The organism is Pantoea sp. USHLN298 (genome assembly GCF_037149395.1).
Classification (GTDB): domain Bacteria; phylum Pseudomonadota; class Gammaproteobacteria; order Enterobacterales; family Enterobacteriaceae; genus Pantoea; species Pantoea astica.
Genome location: NZ_JBBCRO010000001.1, coordinates 836,518 through 859,080, shown reverse-complemented (window position 1 = coordinate 859,080; position 22,563 = coordinate 836,518). Strand labels below are relative to the sequence as shown.

At 59.8% G+C, this 22,563-nt stretch carries 17 protein-coding genes; 9 read left to right on the top strand and 8 right to left on the bottom strand.

Annotated elements, in window-relative coordinates:
• Positions 1-33: 33 nt before the first annotated feature.
• Complete coding sequence (locus tag WFK59_RS04100) at positions 34-831, bottom strand: GolD/DthD family dehydrogenase (protein WP_336755077.1); 798 nt, start codon at positions 829-831, stop codon at positions 34-36.
• A 349-nt stretch (positions 832-1,180) separates the two neighbouring features.
• Between WFK59_RS04100 and WFK59_RS04095 the strand changes: the two genes are divergently transcribed.
• Together WFK59_RS04095 and WFK59_RS04090 are read left to right on the top strand one after the other, a co-directional pair.
• Positions 1,181-1,993: a DeoR/GlpR family DNA-binding transcription regulator gene (locus WFK59_RS04095; RefSeq protein WP_336755076.1), complete on the top strand. Its 813-nt coding sequence runs from the start codon at positions 1,181-1,183 to the stop codon at positions 1,991-1,993.
• Positions 1,994-2,089: 96 nt separating this feature from the next.
• A complete protein-coding gene (locus WFK59_RS04090) occupies positions 2,090-2,443 on the top strand; it encodes a DUF6404 family protein (protein WP_336755075.1) in 354 nt (117 codons plus the stop codon).
• Positions 2,444-2,599: 156 nt separating this feature from the next.
• Here WFK59_RS04090 and cobA read toward each other — a convergent pair whose 3' ends face one another.
• The 7 genes from cobA to WFK59_RS04055 all read right to left on the bottom strand — a co-directional run bounded on the left by cobA (position 2,600) and on the right by WFK59_RS04055 (position 14,505).
• The gene (cobA, locus tag WFK59_RS04085) at positions 2,600-3,418 is read right to left on the bottom strand and encodes a uroporphyrinogen-III C-methyltransferase (RefSeq protein ID WP_233984514.1); all 819 of its coding nucleotides are present in this window, start codon (positions 3,416-3,418) and stop codon (positions 2,600-2,602) included.
• Positions 3,415-6,033, bottom strand: coding sequence for a nitrate reductase (locus WFK59_RS04080; RefSeq protein WP_336755074.1), 2,619 nt, complete (start codon positions 6,031-6,033; stop codon positions 3,415-3,417). Before WFK59_RS04080 ends, cobA begins: the two co-directional genes overlap by 4 nt.
• A complete protein-coding gene (nirB, locus tag WFK59_RS04075) occupies positions 6,030-10,097 on the bottom strand; it encodes a nitrite reductase large subunit NirB (protein WP_336755073.1) in 4,068 nt (1,355 codons plus the stop codon). Before nirB ends, WFK59_RS04080 begins: the two co-directional genes overlap by 4 nt.
• Positions 10,098-10,107: 10 nt before the next feature.
• Complete coding sequence (locus tag WFK59_RS04070; RefSeq protein WP_233984517.1) at positions 10,108-10,896, bottom strand: ABC transporter ATP-binding protein; 789 nt, start codon at positions 10,894-10,896, stop codon at positions 10,108-10,110.
• A gap of 10 nt (positions 10,897-10,906) precedes the next feature.
• Positions 10,907-11,779: a nitrate ABC transporter permease gene (gene ntrB, locus WFK59_RS04065; protein ID WP_336755071.1), complete on the bottom strand. Its 873-nt coding sequence runs from the start codon at positions 11,777-11,779 to the stop codon at positions 10,907-10,909.
• 11 nt (positions 11,780-11,790) lie between these two features.
• On the bottom strand, positions 11,791-13,035 hold the full coding sequence (locus WFK59_RS04060) for a CmpA/NrtA family ABC transporter substrate-binding protein (protein ID WP_233988190.1): 1,245 nt from the start codon (positions 13,033-13,035) through the stop codon (positions 11,791-11,793).
• A gap of 261 nt (positions 13,036-13,296) precedes the next feature.
• Positions 13,297-14,505, bottom strand: coding sequence for a nitrate regulatory protein (locus tag WFK59_RS04055; RefSeq protein ID WP_233984519.1), 1,209 nt, complete (start codon positions 14,503-14,505; stop codon positions 13,297-13,299).
• 489 nt (positions 14,506-14,994) lie between these two features.
• Between WFK59_RS04055 and WFK59_RS04050 the strand changes: the two genes are divergently transcribed.
• The 7 genes from WFK59_RS04050 (at position 14,995) to WFK59_RS04020 (ending at position 22,529) form a co-directional block, all read left to right on the top strand.
• A complete protein-coding gene (locus tag WFK59_RS04050) occupies positions 14,995-15,486 on the top strand; it encodes an SH3 domain-containing protein (RefSeq protein ID WP_336755070.1) in 492 nt (163 codons plus the stop codon).
• An 85-nt stretch (positions 15,487-15,571) separates the two neighbouring features.
• On the top strand, positions 15,572-16,789 hold the full coding sequence (gene icmH / locus WFK59_RS04045; RefSeq protein WP_233984521.1) for a type IVB secretion system protein IcmH/DotU: 1,218 nt from the start codon (positions 15,572-15,574) through the stop codon (positions 16,787-16,789).
• On the top strand, positions 16,789-18,903 hold the full coding sequence (gene tssM / locus WFK59_RS04040) for a type VI secretion system membrane subunit TssM (RefSeq protein WP_233984522.1): 2,115 nt from the start codon (positions 16,789-16,791) through the stop codon (positions 18,901-18,903). The genes icmH and tssM overlap by 1 nt, the downstream gene beginning before the upstream one ends.
• A 13-nt stretch (positions 18,904-18,916) precedes the next feature.
• Complete coding sequence (gene tagF, locus WFK59_RS04035; RefSeq protein WP_233984523.1) at positions 18,917-19,615, top strand: type VI secretion system-associated protein TagF; 699 nt, start codon at positions 18,917-18,919, stop codon at positions 19,613-19,615.
• Positions 19,616-19,651: 36 nt separating this feature from the next.
• The gene (gene tagH / locus WFK59_RS04030; RefSeq protein ID WP_233984524.1) at positions 19,652-20,788 is read left to right on the top strand and encodes a type VI secretion system-associated FHA domain protein TagH; all 1,137 of its coding nucleotides are present in this window, start codon (positions 19,652-19,654) and stop codon (positions 20,786-20,788) included.
• A complete protein-coding gene (locus WFK59_RS04025; protein WP_233984525.1) occupies positions 20,785-21,561 on the top strand; it encodes a PP2C family protein-serine/threonine phosphatase in 777 nt (258 codons plus the stop codon). The genes tagH and WFK59_RS04025 overlap by 4 nt, the downstream gene beginning before the upstream one ends.
• A 14-nt stretch (positions 21,562-21,575) precedes the next feature.
• Positions 21,576-22,529 carry a hypothetical protein gene (locus WFK59_RS04020; protein WP_233984526.1) on the top strand — a complete coding sequence of 318 codons (954 nt, stop codon included), beginning with the start codon at positions 21,576-21,578 and terminating at the stop codon, positions 22,527-22,529.
• Positions 22,530-22,563 lie beyond the last annotated feature (34 nt).

Below are 22,563 nucleotides of genomic sequence, written 5' to 3'. Positions count from 1 at the left end.
ACTGGGTGTTGATTCCCGGGTGTCAGAGCAGCCTTACCAGATGGTAAATCCGCCATCGATCATCAAATCTGCGCCGGTGATCATGTCGCTGCCGTTGCTGGCAAAAAACAGCACTGCGGCGGCAATCTCATCGGTGTAAGCAAAGCGGCCTAACGGAATCAGTTTCTTCATCTGCTCGCCCTTCTCGCCGCGCCAGGCTTTTTCGCCCATCGGCGTCAGCACCACGGTGGGCGAAAGGGTATTAACGTTGATGCGGTACGGCGCGAACTCTTTCGCCATCACCTTCGTCATGCCGAGCAGTCCCGCTTTGGCTGAGGTGTAGGCGACGTGGTTATCAATGGCGATGGAGGCCGCCTGCGAGGCGATATTGATGATTTTTCCGCCGTTACCCGCCGCGATCATCAGGCGCGCTGCGGCCTGCGAACAGAGAAAAGGGCCAGTGAGATTGACGGCGATCTGCTTCTGCCACTCGGCAAAATCGGTCTCGATCACCGGCTGTAACATCACATACCCGGCGCAGTTCACCAGAATATCGATGCGGCCGTAGTGGGCGATTACCTGGTCAAAGGCCGTAGTAACGGAAGCGGGGTCAGTGACATCACAGCAGACGAAACGCACCCGATCGGCAGCAAACTCCGCCTCAAGGCTGACCACCTTATCCGCCTCGAACGGCGGATAGAGCAGCGCCAGACGTGCGCCTTTCTCCAGCAACATGCCATTGGTCGCCATCGCAATGCCGCCGAGCCCACCGGTCACCACCGCGACTTTCTCAGCCAGATTCAGCGCGATATCCACGCCGTAGCGCAGGTTTACGTCATATTCAGCACTCATCCCACTTATCCCCTCAGTTTTTTGCTGCCGCTCTGGACTCAATCATTTTCGAACAAAAATATAAGCTATCGAAAAGAAATGATATGTGGGGCAGATCAAATTTCGACCATCTGCCTGCTGGCAGGGATTATCTTATTGAAAAGACGTGATCCGGCTTGCAATGCGGAAATAAAAGTGCTGAACCGCATGGATGAAAACGCGGATGATTCAATGACCTGTCGGATATTAACTTTCGTTCGAAAATCAATGTTGCTGCGGGCTATCTCGCATTCATAAAAACGTCGCGTTAAACTCTGCGACAGATCCTTCTTCGCCTGAACCCCTGCGATTGGAAAAGGGAGCATTTCGATTGAAAAGCAAAAGTGAGCAGTTAGCTGATATGCAGCAACGCCGCGAAAAAATTCTGGAGATGATCCGAGAGGATGGCACCGTCACGGTCAAAGCCCTGACCGAGACCTTTGGCCTGACGGAAGCCACCTTGCGCAGCGATCTGCGAATGCTGCAAAAACAGGGCTTTGTCCAGCGCTACCACGGGGGCGCAACCCTGATGACCGGCAAACAGAATACCGGGGCGATGCTGCTTGAGCGGCAGACCCATCTGGAAGAGAAGGAGGCGATTGGCCGGCTGGCAGCCCAGCATATCGAAAATGGCGACACGGTGATTTTCGATTCCGGTACCACCACCACCGCCATCACCGACGCCATGACGCATATCCGCCGGTTGTCGGTGGTCACCACGGCGGTAAATATCGCACTAAAACTGGGCGGCGAGCCCGGCATTAACATACTGCTGACCGGCGGCACCTTTAAGTTTCCGACGCTGTCGACCTCCGGCGAGAAGGCAGCTAACTTTTTCGAAAATGTGTTAGCGGAAAAACTGTTTCTGGCGACCGCCTGCATCTCACCGCGCCTCGGCCTGAGCTTTCCAAGCGAAACCGATATCAAGGTCAAGCTGGCGATGATCCGCTCCGCCAGTACGGTGTATGTGGTGGCCGATTCCAGCAAGATTGATAAAGTTTCAATGTTTGCGCTGCCCTGTGACTGGAGCAATATCCACTATCTGATTACCGATAGCGGCATCAGCCCGGCGCAGGTCAGGGCTTTCGAAACGTTGGGTGTCAGGGTGCTGGTGGCACCGCTGCCGATGAAGCGGGCAATGTAACCGCAATAGCGTCGGCGGGGTTCATCACAACGACATGTGGTGCGTCTATGTTGCGATCACGACGCTGAACGTCGCGGTCAGAAAGGTGAACAACCGATGAAAGACGAGATTTTTGAGCGCAGGCGGACACGGGCATTCGCCATCATGGCGGAGAAAAAAATGTGGGGCTGCCACGCCCCACCGCCGTTACATCGACTGCTGTGGAACATGAAAATCTACCTTCCCTTGCCGCCCTTTGCTGCTTTCTGGCTCAATGTGCTGGTTTTTGCCTCGCTCTATACGCTAATGATGCCGCTGCTGCTGTTATTTCCTTCACTTTCCGCGCCCACTTTTGACGCCATTTCCATCGCCACCAACCTGATGGCCGCGCTCTTTTTTGGCCTGTCGATCGCGGGATTCTACGCCTGGCGTAAAAAAGTTTATCGTTTGCCCGAATGGGATCTGCTTTAAGCGCAGCCAGCGCTCGCACCTGACGCTTAGCCCACTCAGATCATTAAGCCCTTTCAGCCCCTCACCAAAACGCGTACTCCAGCCCGCCGGGCAGGCACTTACTGACCACTGCACCTGTCTCACAGCCCGCTCCGTCGCACGGTTAGCCCCCTGACCTCAACACGCGGCAACGCGCGCCAGCGCACCCACCTGCAAATCAGCACGGTAATAACGCACCACCTCACCGACCAGCAACAGCGACGGCGACACCGGCTTCTCCTGAGCTACCGTCTGTGCCAGCCCGGCCAGCGTGGTAATCAACACCCGCTGATCCGGCCGGGTGCCGTTCTCAATGATCGCCACCGGCGTCTCTGCATCACGCCCCTGAGCCTGCAGTTGCGCACTGATCGAGGCACTCCAGCTCAGGCCCATATAAAACACCAGTGTCTGATTGTCCGCCGCCACGGCGGCGGCATCGAGTTGCGGCTCCCCGCTACGCCCGTGCCCGGTAATCAGCCGCAAAGACTGCGCACAATCACGGTGCGTCAACGGAATACCGCTGGCCGCCGCACAGCCGACCGCAGCAGTAATCCCCGGCACCACTTCACAACGGATCCCGGCCTGCTGCAGACTCACCATCTCCTCTCCGCCACGACCAAAAATAAAGGGATCGCCGCCTTTCAGCCGGATAACATCCCGGCCACTGTATGCCAGATCGATCAGCAACTGATTGATCTGCGCCTGCTTCAGACCGTGCTGCCCAGGCTGTTTACCGACATCAATACACAAGGCGCTCTCCGGCACTTCCGCCATCACCGCCTCGCTCACCAGCCGGTCATAGACCACCACCTCAGCGCAATGCAGTAACCGCAACGCTTTCACCGTCAGCAACTCAACATCACCCGGCCCGGCACCGACTAACCACACTGCACCCTGCTGCGGAACAACGCCCTGTGGCGTCAGTAATTTATCGAGCGATTCAATGGCCAGCGTCATGATTCCTCCGTTACCGATTGGGAAAGCAACAGCTGTTTCAGTTCCGGAATGCAGGAACCGCACTGCGTGCCGCATTTAAGCCTCTCACCCAGCGCCTGGGTCGTCCTGCAACCCTGCGCCACCGCCTGCAAAATGGCCTGTTCGCCAACCACCATGCAACTGCAGATAATCCGCCCCGCCGCCTGGCCCTGCGCGGCCTGACCTGCCAGTAAACGGTGCCGCCGAAACGCATCCGGTGGCGCAGCCTGAAACGCGGCAGCGACTAAATCGTGATCGACATCCGGCAACCTGGCCCCGGCATAAAACGCCCGTTGCAGCACGCCGTCGCGCCATGCCAGCACCCGATAATCACTGCCGCTGCCGCCCGCGACCTGCAACTGACACCCGGTGAGATCATCATGCGCAGCCAGCCAGGCTTCCGGCGCGCCCTCGCCCGCGACCACATAGCGCTGCACCCCGGCGTAGGGTGAGCGTGCCCAGTAACGTAATCCCGCTGGCGACGTCACCGCGGGCTGCCATAACCAGCCCTGCCAGCTCACCGGCAACGGCATAATCCGCACCGGCGTCTGTTTCAGCGCCGGTTGCTGTGAAAACGGACAGCCTCGTGCGGCGACCAACATATCGACATGGCTCTGCTGACTGAACTGACGGTTCCAGTGCATCGGCACAAACAGCTCTCCGCACCGCAGCCCGCGATCAATCGTCACCCGGACGCTGATCCAGCCCGCAACCGACTGCACCCGCGCCAGCGCCCCTGCCGTTAACCCATAACGGGCCGCATCGGCCGGATGAAGCGCCACAAAGGGTTCGTCACAATGCTGCATCAGCCGCGGCACCAGCCCGGTACGGGTCATGGTATGCCACTGATCGCGCACCCGTCCGGTATTCATCAGTAACGGATAAGCCGCCTCGCGTGACATCACCGCGGGCGTTGCCGGCACCCACAGTCGCGCCTTACCATCAGGATGATAAAACCGCCGATCGCGAAACAATCGGGCGCAACCCTCGGGATGTTCAGCGTTCACCGGCCACTGAACCGGACGCAACGCATCCCAGCCAGCATCACTTAACTGCGCCAGCGCGCTGATATCAAACGCTCGTCGACCACCGTTCTCAAAGCCCGACAGCGCCGCGTGTTCACGAAAAATCGCCGCCGGATGCTGCCAGTCAAATCCATCAAAACCTAAACGCCGGGCCACCTGGGCCAGCAACCACCAGTCGGGACGGGCATCGCCAGGTGCGGCGGCAAAGGCGCGCTGACGCGAAATCCGCCGTTCGGAATTGGTCACGGTGCCATTTTTCTCGCCCCAGCCCTGGGCCGGTAGCAGGATGTCAGCAAACGCACTGGTATCGGTGTGCGCCATGATGTCCGACACAATCACCAGCGGACAGGCCGCCAGCGCCTGCGCCACCCGATTGCCCTCAGGCATCGACACCGCCGGATTGGTGCCCATAATCCAGACTGCTTTCACCTCGCCGCGCGCAATAGCCTGGAACAGATCCATCGCCGTCAGACCAGGCTGACGGGCAATGGTCGGACTGCGCCAGAAACGCTGCACCCGATCACAGTCAGCCGGGTCAAATCCCATGTGCGCCGCCAGCTGATTGGCCAGCCCACCCACTTCACGGCCGCCCATCGCATTTGGCTGTCCGGTCAGCGAAAACGGGCCGCAGCCTGTCCGGCCGATTTTGCCGCTTAACAGGTGTGCATTGAGAATCGCCTGGTTGTTATCACTGCCGGTCACCGACTGATTAATCCCCATGCACCACAGCGTCAGTACCCGATCGGTGCCACTGAACAGCGTAAAAAACGCCGTGACCTGCTGCAGTGTCAGATCGCACTGCGCGGCGACGTGCGCAATCTCCCACGGCTCTGCCGCCGCCAGGGTCTCTTCCACGCCGCTCAGATGGGGCAGCATCGTCTGATCGATGCCGCCCTGCGTTGCCAGCCAGCGCAGCAGACCGGAAAACAGCAGCGTATCGCTGCCAGGACGCAGCGGCAGATGCAGGTCGGCCAGATCGCAACTGGCGGTGCGGCGCGGATCGATCACCACCATCCGCATTTCCGGACGCTGCTGTTTCGCCTGTGCCAGCCGCTGCCAGATCACCGGATGTGCCCAGGCAGCATTGGAACCGACCAGCACCACCAGATCGGCCTGCTCCAGATCCTCATAACAGCAGGGCACCGCATCCGCACCGAATGCCCGCTTATAGCCAATCACCGCCGACGCCATACAGAGCCGCGAATTGGTATCGATATTGGCGGCGCCGATATAGCCCTTCATCAGCTTATTGGCGACGTAATAATCCTCGGTCAACAGCTGGCCGGAGCCATAAAACGCCACCGCCTGCGGACCATAACGATCCATCACTTCTCTTAATCCCTCTGCCGCGGCATCCAGCGCTGCGTCGAGCGTCACTGGCTGGCCGTTGACCTGCGCGGTAAGCAACCGTCCCTGTGGCGTCAGCGTCTCGCCTAACGCAGTGCCCTTAACGCACAGCCGCCCGGCGTTGGCCGGATGCTGGGGATCGCCCATCACCTGCGCCCGATGATTGTCCTGCGGCGTGACGCAGACGCCACAGCCGACGCCGCAATAGGGACAGGTGGTCTTCATGATGCCTGCGCCAGCTGATTAATCGGGCGATTGGCCAGCCAGATCTGCCCCGCTTCCAGCTTCACCGGCCAGCAGCGTAACTGATGCTGCGGATTATCCAGACTCTGACCGTCCCGCAGACGCACACGCTGCTTGTAGAGTGGCGAAATCACCACAGGCTCACCGCCAACATCACCGAGGATACCGCGCGACAACACGCTGGCTTCGCTGCCCGGTTCGCGATCTTCCAGCGCATAAAGCGCCTCGCCAAAGCGGAACAGGGCGATACGCTCGCTGCCCAGCCGCGCCCCGATACCCGCCTGCTGTGGCACCGCATCAAGGGCGCAGATCGCGCTCCAGGGTTCAGCGGGCAGTTGCAGCACCGGCCGGGATGTCGCTTCATCCGGCTGGCGCTGGCCGCGTACCCGGCTGTAATAAAGACTCTCATCCGGTTGATCGCTGTTGACCGTCGGAGTAAAAAGCGCAAGGCGTGACGCATCGGCCAGCGTGGTCTGCCATTCGCACTGGTAAGCCTCCACCACCTGCTGCATCTCCTGCTCCAGGGTGGCGGCCAGACCGAGGCTATCGTCGATCACCACCTGGCGGAGATAGTCGAGTCCGCCCTCCAGGTTATCCAGCCAGACGCTGGTACGCTGCAGACGATCGGCGGTACGGATATAAAACATCAGCAGTCGATCGACATAACGCAGCAAGGTGGCGTCGTCGAGATCGCTGGCGAACAGATCGGCGTGACGCGGCTTCATGCCGCCATTGCCGCAGACGTAGAGGTTCCAGCCCTTGTCGGTGGCGATCACCCCGATATCTTTGCTCTGTGCTTCGGCACACTCACGGGTGCAGCCGGAGACCGCCATCTTGATCTTGTGCGGGGCGCGCAGGCCCTTGTAACGATTCTCCAGCGCGATGGCGAATGCCGTCGAATCCTGTACGCCGTAGCGGCACCAGGTCGAGCCGACGCAGGACTTCACGGTGCGCAGCGATTTGCCGTAGGCGTGGCCGGTTTCAAAGCCGGCATCCAGCAGCGTCTGCCAGATAGCGGGAAGCTGTTCGAGCCGCGCCCCGAACAGATCGATGCGCTGCCCGCCGGTAATTTTGGTGTAGAGATCGTAACGCGCCGCCACTTCACCAATGGCAATCAGGCCTTGCGGAGTGATCTCACCGGCTGGCACGCGCGGCACCACCGAATAAGTGCCATCTTTCTGGATGTTGGCGAAGTAGCGATCGTTGGTGTCCTGCAGCGGCAGATGCGCCGGTTGCAGCAGATAATCGTTCCAGCAGGAGGCCAGTAACGAGGCCACCAGCGGTTTACACACTTCACAGCCGTGGCCTTTGCCGTGCGCCGCCAGCAGATCGTCAAAGGTTGTGATACCTTCCACCCGAATCAGGTGATAAAGCGCTTGCCGTGACCAGGGGAAGTGCTCGCAGATATCCGTCTTCACCTCGACGCCGAGGTTCGACAGCTGGTAGTCCATCACCTGTTTCACCAGTGCGGAACAACCGCCGCAGCCGGTGGCGGCTTTGGTGCAGCTTTTAATGCTGCTCATCTCACTGCAGCCACTTTTCACCGCGGCGCAGATATCGCCTTTGCTGACGTTATGACAGGAGCAGACCTGAGCACTGTCAGGCAGCGCGGCTACGCCGGGCGCTTTGGCCGGTGCGCCCGCCAGCTGCGGCAGGATCAGACTCTCTGGCGCGGCAGGCAGCGGCAACGCATTCAGCATCATCTGCAGCAGCGTGGCGTAATCGCTGCTGTCACCCACCAGCACGCCGCCCAGCAACCGGCTGCCGTCGGCAGAAATCACGATTTTTTTGTAAATGCCCTTTGGACCGTCCGTCCAGTGATAACTCTGGCAGCCCGGGGCCCGCCCCTGTGCATCACCAAACGAGGCCACCTCGACGCCCAGCAGCTTGAGCTTCGTGCTCATGTCTGCACCGCTGAACGCACTGGGTTCCGCCGCCAGATGGCCCGCCAGCACCCGTGCCATCTGATAGCCAGGTGCCACCAGACCAAAAATCTGCCCGTTCCACAGCGCGCATTCGCCGATGGCGTAGACCGCTTCATCGCTGGTCTGGCAACGATCGTTAATCTCAATACCGCCGCGCGGACCGAGCATCAGCCCGGCATCACGCGCCAGTTCATCACGCGGTCGGATGCCCGCCGAGAACAGCACCAGATCGCTGTGCAGGCTGCTGCCATCGGCAAAGTGCAGCAGCACGCTGCCGTCAGCCCGGGTCTCAATCTGCTCTGTCTGTTTTGAGGTATGTACCGTCACGCCGAGCGCCTCGATCTTCTGACGCAGCATTAACGCGCCGCCCTCATCCAGCTGCACCGCCATCAGGCGCGGCGCAAACTCCACCACGTGGGTTTCCAGCCCCAGTTGCCGCAGCGCATTCGCTGCCTCCAGACCCAGCAGCCCGCCGCCAATCACTACGCCGCGCTGACTGTGCCGGGCGCAGGCGGCAATCGCGTCCAGATCGTCCAGCGTGCGGTAGACGAAACAGCGTGCCGCGTCGTGGCCGGGAATCGGCGGCACGAAGGCGCGTGACCCGGTGGCCAGCACCAGCCGATCCCACGCCAGCTGGTTGCCCGCGCTGTCAGTCAGGCTACGCTGCGCCCGATCAACCGACACCACCTGGCAGCCGCTGCGCAGTTCAATACCGTGCTGAGCAAAGAAATCCGCCTCCACCAGAGAGAGGTCAGCCGCCTGCTTGCCGTTGAAATAGTCCGACAAATGTACCCGGTCATAGGCTGGCTGAGACTCTTCGCCATACACCACAATCTGATAGTGCTGATGCAGTTCACGGGCGACCAGTTGCTCAAGAAAATAGTGGCTGACCATGCCGTGACCAATCACGGCTAATAGAGGTTTACTCATCAGAAGGCTCTCTGCAGCCTGTGGCTGCGTTTCAGGTTGATCGGGATCGAACAGGGTCGCGAGGGTGGCGGATTCAGCGCGCTGCAGGCGGCCAAGCAGTGCGGCCCCCTGCTGGCTGTCACCAAACAGCAGCACGCCGTTGAGGCGTCCCTGTCGCAGAAAGAGACGACGATAATCGCCGGAGATCGGATCAAAACTGCTGACCGACGGCGCTTCACGGATATCCCCGGCGCTGAACAGGGAAATGCCGCTGACTTTGAGCCGCGTGCCGCCGGGCTGCGTCCGGTAATCGGGTTCTGGCGTACCGGCCAGCTGCGCCGCCAGTACCTTCGCCTGTGCCAGACAGGGCGCCACCAGGCCAAAAGTTTCGCTCTCAATTTCACAGCACTCGCCGACGGCGTAGACACCGGGCACGGCGCTGCGTAGCTGGCGATCGACCAGAATACCGCGCTGACACGGCAGGCCCGCATCCCGCGCCACGGCCACCGCCGGTTCCACCCCAATGGCGATCACCACCTGGCTGGCCGCGCAATGGTGGCCATCGGTCAGCAGCACGCCCGCGGCAGTGATCGCCTGCACGCCGCTGTTCAGCGCACACCGTATGCCACGCTCGCGCAGCGCCGTCAGCAGCAGTTCGCCCGCTCTGGCATCCAACTGGCGATCGAGCAGGCAGCCTTTGTGATGAATCAGCGTCACTTCGCGTCCCTGGGCTCGCAGCGCCGCCGCCGCCTCAATACCGAGGAAACCGCCACCCAGCACCGCCACCGGACCGTGGCCCGCCAGCAGCCGCTCAACGTCACTGATGCAGCGGAAACTGCTGACCTGCGGCCGATCGATGCCTGGAATAGCTGGCAGGCGCGGCTGCGATCCGGTGGCGAACACCAGCCGGTCCCAGCCCAGCTGACGCTGGTCGGTCAGCACCGTACGGGCCGCCAGATTGACCTGCTGCACCGTTTCGCCCGCCAGCAGCGTCACGCCGTGCTGCTGATACCACGACGTTGCATGGATCAGGGTCTCGCTGAAGCGCATCTCACCCGCCAGCACCGGTGATAACAGCACGCGGTTGTAGTTGCCATGCGGCTCGCGGCCAATCACCGTGATGGCGTAACGCTGCGGCGCCCGTTGCAACAGGCTCTCGACCAGCTGCATCGCCGCCATGCCATTCCCTATTACCAGCAGCCGTTGCGTCATAATGCGATCCTCACGCCGCCGTGGTCTGTTTTTCATACAGAAAGTGCAGCACCTGCTGGCGCAGCTGGTGATAGCGCGGCTCATCGGCCAGCGCGACGCGTGAACGCGGACGCGGCAGGTTGACCGGCAGGATCTCACCGACTCGCGCTGCTGGGCCGTTGGTCATCATCAGTACCCGATCGGACAACAGCACCGCCTCATCGACGTCATGGGTAATCAGCACGATGGTGGTGTTCAGCTCCTGCTGAATGCGCATCACGCTGTCCTGCAGGTGGGCGCGGGTCAAGGCGTCCAGCGCGCCAAACGGCTCATCCAGCAGCAGCACACGCGGCTTCATCGCCAGCGCCCGCGCGATGCCAACCCGCTGCTTCATGCCGCCGGAAATTTCACCCGGCCGCTTGTGCATCGCATGGCTCATCTGCACCCGATTCAGGTTGTGCTCAATCCAGTCCTGCATTTCCGCTTTACTCAGCCTGCCTTTAAACACCTGCTGTACCGCCAGCTCAACGTTCTGAAACGCCGTCAGCCACGGCAGCAGCGAATGGTTCTGAAACACCACCGCCCGCTCCGGCCCCGGACCGCCGATCTCACGGTTATCACACAGCAATACGCCGCTGCTGGGCCGGCTCAGTCCGGCAATCAGGTTCAGCAGCGTCGATTTTCCGCAGCCGGAATGGCCGATCAGACTCAGGGTTTCGCCTTCGTGAATATCAAAACTGACGTTATCCAGTGCCAGGAATTCACCGCTGGCGGTATTGAAGCGCTGGCTGACCTGCTGGACGCGTATAATGTGTGTCATGGTGAACTCCTTATTTATCCCAGCTAAAACGACGTACCAGCAGCATCAGGCCCTGCTCCAGCAACAGGCCGACGCCGCCGATAATCAGGATGGCGATCAGAATGTTTTCCACGTTGAGGTTGTTCCACTCGTTCCAGATCCAGAAGCCGATACCGAGTCCGCCGGTCAGCATTTCAGCGGCGACAATCACCAGCCACGCAATGCCAATCGACAGGCGAACCCCGGTCAGCACGGCGGGCAGCACCGCCGGCAGCAGGATGCGGCGCATCACGGTCCACTCGGAAAGCTGCAGCACCCGCGCCACATTGAGGTAATCCTGCGGAATGCGTTGTACCCCTTCGGCGGTGTTGATGATCATTGGCCAGATCGAACAGATGAAAATGGTCCAGCTGGCGGCAGGCTCAGCGCGCTGAAACAGCAGCAGGCCAATCGGCAGCCAGGCCAGCGGACTGACCGGGCGCAGCAAGGCGATAATCGGATTAAACATCCGCGCCATAAACAGAAACCGACCGAGCAGAAAACCGGCGGGAATACCCACCAGGGCGGCCAGGCCGAAGCCGATAGCGACACGCTGCAGTGACGCCAGCACGTTCCAGCCGATACCCTGATCGTTGGGGCCATTGCTGTAGAACGGATCGGCAAACAGAATCTGCGCCGCCTGCCAGGTGGCGTACGGCGTTGGAAAAGCCGGCGCCGATAGCGCAGCGATTTGCCACACCAGCAGCAGCAACAGCATCCCACCAGCGACCGGAATAGCCCGCTGGATCAGCGGACGCAGGCGGGCCGGTCTGGCGGCGGCTTTCGGGGTAATCTGCAACGGGATCACGGTGGCACTGCTGTCGGACTGCACCGGCTGCGCCAGGGCGCGCGCGTCAGTTTTCATGGCATCCTCTCTTAACGTTTGATGGCGAAACTGGCGGCATAGGCGGCAGGATTGCTGCCGTCCCACACTTTGCCGTCGATGAGGGTACTGCTGCGCATCTCTGTGGCGGGCAGCGCGATCTGGCCGACCGCACTGGCGGCCTGTTTATAGATGTCGATACGATTAATCTGGCGCGCGACGGCCTGATAATCGGGATCGCGGGTCAGCAGCCCCCAGCGCTTCATCTGGGTCAGAAACCACATGCCGTCGGAGAGCCAGGGGAAACTGACGTTGCCGTCACCAAAGAAGCGCATCGGGTGCGCATCCTGCCACGACTGACCGAGCCCGTTCTGATACTGCCCCAGCATCCGTCCCTGTAACGTCTCAACTTTGGTATTGATCCAGGCGCGTCCGGCTAATACCTGAGCCGTTTCGCGGCGGTTATCGTCGGAGGCGTCAATCCAGCGGGCGGCGTCCAGTACTGCCGCCGTGAGGGCACGGGCGGTGTTGGGGTTCTCTTTGACCCACTGCGCACGGGTGCCGAGGATTTTCTCCGGATGTTCAGGCCAGATCTGCTGGCTGGTGGCGGCGGTAAAGCCGATGTTGTCGCTGATGGCACGCTGGTTCCACGGCTCACCGACGCAGAAGCCGCTCATGTTGCCAATTTTCATGTTCATCACCATCTGTGGCGGCGGCACAACCACAGTGCGCACATCCTCAAACGGGTTGATGCCAGCATTAGCCAGCCAGTAATAGAGCCACATGGCATGGGTGCTGGTAGGAAAGGTGTGGGCGAAGGTCAGGCTGCCTTTGGCCTGGCTCTCCACCGCCTTTTTCAGGCTGGCCGCGTCGGTCACGCCGCTGGCTTTCAGCTGGTTCGACAGGGTGATCGCCTGGCCGTTGTGGTTGAGCGTCATCAGGTTAGCCATGTCGTGTTGCGGACCGGCCACGCCGAGCTGTAACGCGTAGATCATGCCGTATAACACGTGCGCCGCATCCAGTTCACCGGAAGTCAGTTTGTCGCGCACTGCCGCCCAGCTCGCCTCTTTACTGGCCTGAAGGCTCAGGCCATATTTTTTATCGAAGCCTTTAACGGACGCCATCACCACCGGCGCGCAGTCAGTGAGCGGAATAAAGCCGACCCGGACCTCGGCTTTTTCGGGTGCATCTGATCCCGCCGCCCAGACGGCATTGCGTAATCCTGGGATAACCCAGGCCGCACCCAGCGCGGCCCCGGAAATCAGTAACTGGCGTCGTGAGACTGGCATTTTGCTCATCATATGGCCCCTGAACAGGAATAAAAAAAGGCGTCCTCCGACATGCCGAAGCATGCGGATGGACGCCTTTATCCAAAGCACTGGCCCCACCGCCGTTGGCAGGAACAATGCGTACTGTCTGTAAGGTTAAGCAAACAGCGTGCCAGTCTCCATGCCCACGCGCTATCAGGCCTCCCGCCTCAGGAGTGGTGGAAAAATAACCGTTTTTGCACTCCCCTGACGCAGCGTGCGCACAAGCGTTGTGCAGCTACCTCTTACGGGTTAAACGCTGAGCGTCGCGGCGACGGCCAGCACCGCTTGTGCGATCTCCACGACCTTTTTGTTCTGGTTCATGGCGCTTTTACGCAGTGCCTGCCAGGCCGCTTGTTCACTGAAACCGTGCTGCTGCATCAGCCAGTGCTTGGCCTGTTCAATGATCCGGCGCTCATCAAGTGACGCGCGCATAGCGGCCAGTTCATCAGCCTGCTGCTGCAAGCGCTGCTGCTGTTCGCCAATCAACGACAGTACCGAACGCCCAAGCTGCGGTGCCAAACCATCGCTGTCCAGCGTGGCCGCGCCGGGCAGCCAGTCGGCACCGGAAACATAAAGCGCAAAACTGCTGTTTCCCTGCGCGGGGGTCAGCGGCAATGCCGCCTGGTCAATCGCGGTGCGGCAACGCAGCATCAGGGTAGCGGAGAGACCATCTTCGACCCTTTTCATCTGATCGAGCCGCTCAGAGAGCAGTGAAAACCAGTTCAGCGCGCCAGATTCTTCGCCGGTGCCGCCGGTGCAGGCGATGCGCCGTAGCCGCTCGATATCCCGGCTGGCCTGCGCCAGCGGCTGCCACTGGGTACAGGCTTCAGCATCGGCAAACTGGCTAAAGGTGGTGAAGCTCTGCTCCTGGGCGGCAATCAGCGCCACCATCTGGCTGCGCTGGTCGGCAGTGAACTGCCCGGCCGCAAAGCCAGCGGACCCAATGGCGCGCTCCTGTCCGGCCAGCTCTTTGCCCTGCATAAAGCTGAATAGTGCTATCAGGGCGCGAGAAATATCGGGATGGCTGGCAGTGTCTGCCGCTTCAAAGACCAGATTGAGTAAGGTGCGGATCACCTGATTAAACGCCGCCATTGCCGTTACCTGAGTCAGCGTTTCTTCAGCGATCTGCTGTCGTAGCGCGGGCAGCTCGCTCAGCGCCTGCAACGCGGCGGCAATCAGGTGACAGAAGCGGCTGTAGCCCGGCTGCGCCACGGCGGGCGGTAGCGCCTGATAAAAGTGCTGCAGGCAGGCGCTGACATCCTGCTGACGGGCGAGCCGCTCAGTGCTAAACAGCCGCCCATGAGAACAGATCCAGATATTACTGGCCCCGCGTTCCCGCTGCAGCTGGTGAACCAGCTCACTGACCGCAGTAATCAGCTGTCCGGTCTGGAGTAGCCGTTGCAGGCTGGCAATATCGCTTTCCCGCGATGCACGTAGCCAGGTCAGGGCGTCTCTCATTGCTCACCTCTCATCGCCATAAAACACTTTTTAAGCAAAAGCCGTGCCGCTTTCGGCGCATAAGCGGGATGAGACGGACCCGGAAATTCCGATTTTAATAAGATTATTAAGGCAAACGGATAAAATTTTCTGGTAATAAGTGATTAGAAAAACTTAATAGTTTCCAATTGAATTCAATGCATGGCAAGATGCGCGGCAACATTCACAACCGGTTTGCGGTCGCGATAATTCAGTTCGCTTTAACTATTGTAAAGCATGGCGCTTTTCCTGCGCCCTGGCTTAGCGGTAACGCGCCCGCTATCACGCATCGGCAGCCGGTGCAATGGTTTGAATTCTCAAAAGTCTTAGGTAGACTGAACGCAGTACTATCCCGATGTAATCTGACCTTTTTTTGAATGTCAGAACGTTGGCCCACTGCGGTGCCAATGTCGGCCTTCCCCTGCGTCGGGCCAGGCAATATGCAGATACTTTGATGAGATCACGAGGAACATGGTGAAAAAGAGTCTTGCGTTAACACTGCTGGCGGTCCTTACCCTGGCAGGCTGTAAGGCCCCGCCGCCGCCCGTCACTGATGACACGCTGGTGACCAGCGAAATTAATGGCGTCAAACTGGTTCATCGGCACGCCGTGGCGCCGCCGACTGAATTTGAGCCGGTCAACCAGACCTGGCGGGCGCTATACGGTGCGTCAGTTATGACCACGCCCGATTATGGCGGCAAAGTGGTTCGCTATCTCGAAACGGGTAAACCGTTTGAAGTATTAGGCAATGTGGAAAATCACTGGCTGGCGATTGCTGACCAGGCTGACGGCCCGATGATCGGTTACGTCCCGTTAAAAGCGGGTGTGGAAAGCAGTCGTTATGATGCAACGGTGCTTAGTGATCGTCCCCGTCCCCGCAAAACGAAACAGGTCTGTGTCGCCGTTGGCGGTGCCAGTAAAGCGTGCCGCACTAACGATACCGCGACCTGGATCTTAGACTAAACATGAAATCCGGCGCATATTGCCCGCAGCACCGTCCTGGGCTGCGGGTACAGGGATTTGCCATTGGCTGGAAGATCACGAATTAATGACTGTGGAATCCCCTGCGCGTGAGGTCATCCCCTCAGGCAATGAGAATCTATTACTTCAGGCTGCAGCACCACTGCTGAACGCGGTGGTGCAAATTCGTCAGTCAGCCACCCATGACGACCCCGCGGGCTTACGCCAGTCGCTTATTGATGAGATCCGCCTGTTCGAACAGCGTTGTAAACAGGCGGGTTTGCCGTTTGAGATGATTATCGGCGCACGTTACTGCGTCTGCAGTGCGCTGGATGAAGCGGCGGCACAAACCCCGTGGGGGACGCGCGGCGTCTGGTCTGGCAACGGTATGCTGGTGACGTTTCACAATGAGAGCTGGGGCGGCGAGAAATTTTTTCAGCTGCTGTCACGCATTTCACAAAGCCCGCAACAGCATCTCTGGCTGCTGGAGGTGGTGCACTACTGTCTGCTGCTGGGCTATGAAGGCCGCTATCGCGGCAGTGAAAACGGTCGCGCCCAGTGCGACGGCATCCGCAAGCGATTGAAAAGCCTGATTGACGAAACGCGCGCGCAGCGTCAGACGCCGCAGCCACCGCTGGTGGAGGTGCATCCGCTGGTCAGCACGCTGGCGCGGCCGATGGTGCCGCTGTGGGCCTGCGCGATGCTGGTGGCGCTGATTGGCTGCCTGATCTACAGCGGCCTCAACTGGCGACTGGGTAATGCCGCCGAGCCGCTGCTGCGCGCCATCTACCAGACCCCATTGCCGCAGATTACGGCTGGCCGTCGTCCCTCCTCTCCGCAGGCGCTGCTCGATCTGCGCCAGCGTCTGAATGATGTGATTGCCGCCGGTCAGCTGGAAGTCAGCGACGGCGCCTTCGGCAGCAAAGTGATTATCCCGGCGGATAAGCTGTTCGCCGAACAGGGCACGGTGATCAATCCGGTGGGCCGCGCCCTGCTGGCTCGTGTCTCGACGGCGATGAAAAATGTGAAAGGCGCTATCCTGGTGTCGGTGTTTACCGACGATCATCCAGTCGACAATAGCCGTTTTGCCTCCAGTTACGAATTTTCTTTCGCCCGCGCCCGTGCGGTCACGCAGTTGCTGCAGTCCCAACTGGCGGATGGCCATACGGTGCGCTCTGAAGGCCGCGGCGACAGCGACCCGCTGCTGCCGAATGACAGCAGCGAAAACCGAACCCGCAACCGCCGCGTTGAAATCACACTGTTTGCCGCGCCCGAAACGCTCAGTAATCATCAAGGAGCACAATAATGCGCGCTTCCGTTCGACTGCTTCTGACGCATCGATTGTTATGGAGTTTTATCGGCGTCACGGCGCTGAGCTGTCTGGTCTGGATGCTCGGGCCGCTCTGGTCGTGGGGCGAATCGCGCCCGCTGGAGCCGATCCTGCCGCGTCAGCTCACCGTCGCTGCGCTCTATTTTCTTTGGGTTCTGTTCCAGCTGATCCCCTCGCTTTATCGTGCCTGGTTTAACAGCCGGTTACTGACCCAGCTGCAGGCCGCCGGCAGCGACGATCCGGCTGAACGTCAGGTCACCGAGGAGCTGCTCAACCAGCGCTTCAGCGATGCAGCAATGCAGCTCAAACGGACCCAGTTTGGCCGTCGTCACGCTGGCGGTCTGCTGACGCGGTTCAATTCAAACTACCTTTATCAGCTGCCGTGGTATCTGGTGATGGGCGCACCGGGCGCCGGAAAAACCACCGCCCTGCTGAATGCCGGTCTGAATTTCCCGCTGACCGACACGCTGGGTAAAAATGCGATTCGCGGCGTGGGCGGCACCCGGAACTGCGACTGGTGGTTTACCGACAGTGCGGTGCTGATTGATACCGCGGGCCGCTACGCCCTGCAGGAGAGCCAGCGTGCGCGCGACGCCGCCGAGTGGCACAGCTTTATCAACCTGCTTAAACGTTACCGCACCCGTCAGCCGATTAACGGTGTGATCATGACCATCAGCGTCGCCGATCTGCTGAGTGACTCCGCTGAGGCGCGCTTTGCGCAGGCCAGCGCGCTGCGTGAACGCATGGCAGAACTGCATCAGCAGAGCGGCATCCATTTCCCGGTCTATGTGATGGTGACCAAAACCGACCTGCTGAAAGGCTTTATGAGTTATTTCGGCTCGGTGGACAAAGCGAAGCGTGATGCTATCTGGGGTTTCACCTTTAACTGGGACCTCGGCAAGCCGCATAAAGGTGACTGGCATCGCCATTTCGGCCAGCAGTTTCAGCGGCTGGAGCAGCAGCTACAGCAGCAGCTGGCTGACCAGATGACGCAGGAGCGCGATCTCAATGAGCGTGCTGAATGCTTCCTGTTTCCTCAGGAGTTTGCCTCGCTGCGTCCGCTGCTGAATGAGTACCTCGACATCGTCTTTTCCGATCATCAGGATGCGGTTGCCTGGAGTCCGCGCGGCCTGTTTTTCACCAGCGGTACGCAGGAAGGCCTGCCTTTTGACCGGGTGATGGGCGAGCTGAGCCGAAAATTGCAGCTGCGCCCGGCGGGTGACCATTCGATCGCCGCGTGGGACAGCGTTAACCGCAATAGCCCGATTCCGGGTAACAAAGGACAGAGCTTCTTTATCCGCGATTTGCTCAGCGATCTGATCTTTAAAGAGAGCGGACTGGCTGGCAGCAACCGACGCTGGGAATACCGTAATCAGCTGTTTCACTGGATCGGCTATGGCGTTCTGGCCGGCGCTCTGCTGATTATGTCGAGCCTGTGGGGCATCAGTTACTACCAGAACCAGCACTATCTGGATCAGGTTGAGGCGCGGGTACCGGCTATTCGTGAGCAGAGCCAGCAGGTGATTCATCAGCCTGCTGATAATATTTTTGATCTGCTACCCTTTCTTAATAGCCTGGTGAAACTGCCGCTCTCAGACCGTTTTTCTCTCGATAATCCGCCGCTTACTATGCGGATTGGCTTATATCGCGGAACCCAGGTCAGCGATGCGGCCTGGGCACTTTATCAAAATGCGCTTAAGTCTTTACTGCTGCCGCGCGTGGCCCAGCAGATCACCAATATTTTGCGTAATGACCCAGGCGATGATAATGCGTATAGCCGCAATGCCCTGCGCGCCTATCAGATGCTCTATCAACCGCGTAATTACGATGGTGAATTTCTGCGTGCCTGGCTGCTGCAAAACTTACAGCGTTCGCTGCCCGATACGGTCAGCACCCGCGACCTTCAGCAGCTCGACTGGCACCTGAGTCAGCTACTGGATCAGCAGATTCAGTCATCGCCCTATGCACGTGATAATGCGCTGATGATGCGGAAACTTGCGGAAAATCTGAAAATTGCGGGGCAATCCGGCCCTGTGCTGGCGGTAACGCCCTCGCGCTCTGCACAGCGGTTGACCCTGCATAGCGAGTAATGGTGAGGTGAATATGGCTGCTTATACTGCCCCCGGCTGGTATGGCAAGCTGCCGTCTACCGGCGACTTTCTGCACCATCGGCTGAGCGAGCAACAGATCACCCCGTGGAACCACTGGTTCCAGCAGGGATTACTGCACTGGCATCAGCAGGACGACGCGGTGACCGCGAACTTTTTGCGCGCGCCGGTATGGAATTTTGTCTTGCCGATCACCCCGACCCGGCAACAGGTGCAGATGGGCTGTTTACTCCCCTCCTGTGACCGCGTCGGACGGGCCTGGCCGCTGCTGGCGCTGCACAGCTTTCCGCTCAGCCAGTGGCATCCGGCGCAGCTGACTATCTCGGGAGAGTGGTTTCAGGAGCTGGGTGCCACGCTGCTGCGTGCGGTACAGACGCCGCTTAATGGTGAGCAGCTTGAGCAGCAAATCCAGGCGCTGACGCCGCTGCTGGTGCCCGCCAGGCAGCCTTCGGACATTATGGATGTGATCGGGTTTCAGGATTTGCCCTGCACGCTGAGCTGGCGTGAAGTGGCTGAACGTTTCGATCCCCAGCAGCATATGAGCTACTGGTGGAGTAACCGCAGTGATGGTTTTGCCCACGCGACCCATAAGCACAGCGGCAACCTCACCGCACAACTGTTTTCGTTACTGTTTAACCCGGCGGCAGGTGCACAGCCGGGACGTAATGGCCTCTACCCACCGATGTTTGAGTAAGGCCGGTTGCGTTTGCCGTTCAATCTGGGATAACTCATGCAATTTACCATTGTGCAATGCACTACGGATGTTCCGGTTAAAACCGTCGTGTTTCAACCGCCTGGAGGCACCATTGGCCGCAGTCAGGACAACGATCTGGTACTGCCAGATGAGTCACGCGCCATTTCGCGTCTGCAGGCGCTGGTTCATGTGTCGCACGACGGCGAATGCCGGCTGACGAATCAGGGCAGCGTCACGCCGGTGGAGCACAACGGCATCACGCTCGGTCGCGGGATGCAGGTGCTGCTGAAGCATGGCGATGCATTACGCATCGGCGACTATGCGCTGGACGTGCGCGATCCCGCCTGCCATCGCGAGCAGAGCGATCCTCTCGCGCTGTTTGCCGGTAACAGCGACCACCCGGCGAATCCGTTAGGCATTCACGAACATCATGAGGTGGAGGATCGCCTGATGGTGAATGAAAGCGCGCCGGTGCGGCACGAGCGTCACAATGATGCGCGGCTGGCGATAGAACCGCAGGCCAACGAGCCGCGCCGTGCGCTCGCCTCCCAGCCGCAGGATCAGGATAAGCTGATTGCCGCGCTGCTGGACGGCATGGGGCTGAGCAACGGCCACGCGACGCCCATCGACGAAGAGCAGATGCGCATCACCGGCCGGATGCTGAGCCTGTTTTCGCAGGGTACGGTGGCGTTGCTGTCGTCGCGCTCCATCCTCAAGCGCGGGGTGAAAGCGGACATGACGATGATCCTTAACGAGGCTAACAACCCCTTTAAGATCCTGCCTTCCGGTAAGACCGTGCTGATGCAGATGTATCAGAGCCAGATGCCGGGCTTTATGCCGCCCGAGCAGGCGGTGCGCGATGCGCTGGTTGATCTGCAGGCGCATCAGCTGGGGATGATCGCCGGTATCCGCGCCATCATTGCGGCCATGCTGCAGTCGTTTAATCCGGCCCGACTGGAAGAGCAGGCCCGCGCCGACGGCATGCTGCCTAAGCTACCCTTCACCAGCCTCAAAAAGGCGGCGCTGTGGGATTACTTTACCCGCAACTATCAGCGTACCGCCGGCGAAATTGACGATGATTTCCATACCCTGTTTGGCGAAGCGTTTCTGCATGCCTATGACATGGAGGTCAATCAGTACAAAGATTCCCAGACGCGGGTAGATGAAGCATGAAGATCGTTTTTGCCAGCCGCTGCCAGCAAGGTCTGCGCGATGATAATCAGGATCGCACCGGTGCCGAGCTGGACGATCGCCGGGCCTGTTTTGTGGTCTGTGACGGCGTCGCCGGCCTCCCCGGCGGCGAGATGGCCGCGCAGCTGGTGCGTGACTGCCTGATTAGCCAGCTACAGCATTGCGAGCACTTTACCCCGGAGTTTACCCATCAGGCGATCGAACAGTGCCGGATTGCGCTGCACGAGGCACAGGGAAAGAATCCTAAATTTGCACGCATGAGCACCACCCTTGCGGCGCTGTTTATTGACCGCCAGAAACAGCGCGCATGGTGGGCGCACGCAGGTGATAGCCGGGTTTACCACTTCCGGCGTGGGGTGCTGCATGAGGTGACCCGGGACCACAGTCTGGCCCAGCAACTGAAAGAAGCGGGCTATGAAAATACCGGCATTAACAGTAATTTACTCTATAATGCGCTCGGCGCTGAACCGCCGCGTGCCGTCAGTTTTTCCCAGGAGATTGCGCTGGAAGATGGCGACGCGTTTCTGGTCTGCACCGATGGATTCTGGCTTAACCTGACCACCGGTGAAATGGAACAGGCACTGCGCATGGTCAACGCCTGCGAAGAGTGGCTGGCGCTGATGGAACAGGCGGTGAGCCGTAACGTGAAAAAAGATAATCTCAGCGCACTGGCGGTCTGGATTGGTGAGCCGGAAGAAGCGACATTGCTCTATTCACTGGCTGATTCGGCGCGCTTTCTGCCGCCTCGTTTTTGATTCCAAGGATTCTTATGAAACTGTGGTTGCCCGGCATCGCCACCTTACTGATCGCCTTTCACGCCCAGGCCGAAAATTATCGTGTGGTCTATTCGCCCAGCCTGGCGCTGGAAGTCTACATCGATAATGTGGTGAGCAAAGCGCCTGACGACTGGTGCAAGGAGACCTTGCCGCTGCGCATTGTCTCTGGCAAAAGTAAGGATTCGGCGGTGCTGACCACCTTTTTACCGCGCGTCGGCACCCTGCTGGCTAACCAGTGCGGCTTGCTGGATGTTATGCCGTGGCAGATGACCGACAAAGAGGGCGGCGTACTCGCCAGCGGCAGCGCCAGCAAGTTACAGAACTGGCGGCCGATTGTGATGGCGGACGCCACGGCCAGCGCCAGCGCCAGTAATGCCGCCCCGCTCGATCTGTCACGTCCGGCCAACAGCACGCCGCTGCAACATTTTGATCTGCCCAGCGGCTGCCATTTCCGCACCGCCTGGGATGAGAATGCTCAGACGATGTTTATCCCGGATGTCAGCAAGCAGCAGTGCTCGCCCGACGGCTGGGTCGAGGGCAAAAGTGAGCTGACGCTGGCCACGCCGGATCATACGACGCCGGTGGCAGTGACCTTTTATCAGGGCTATCCGATCGCCAATCTGGCCATCCCGGACAGCAAACTGGAGGTCATTGCGGCGAATAATCAGCGCATGATCGTCACCCGCGCCGAAGCGCCCGATAGCTGGCTGGTGCTGCCGTTTGACAGCCAGCAACATGTCTGGCGCTTTAATGGAACCTTGTTGATTAAGATGGATAAGAATGCTGCGCAGCAGGACGCTGACGCTGTGAAATCGCGGGTTGAGACTTTGCGCGGCCAATGGGCGCCGCATTTCATGCCACAGCAAAAAGTGAATGTGTTACTCATCGACACCCTGCACGCGGATCTGGTTGATCCTGCCATTGGTGCCTGGCGTAACATCAATTAATTACCGCGCAGCCTGGCGAGCAGGCCGTGTTCAG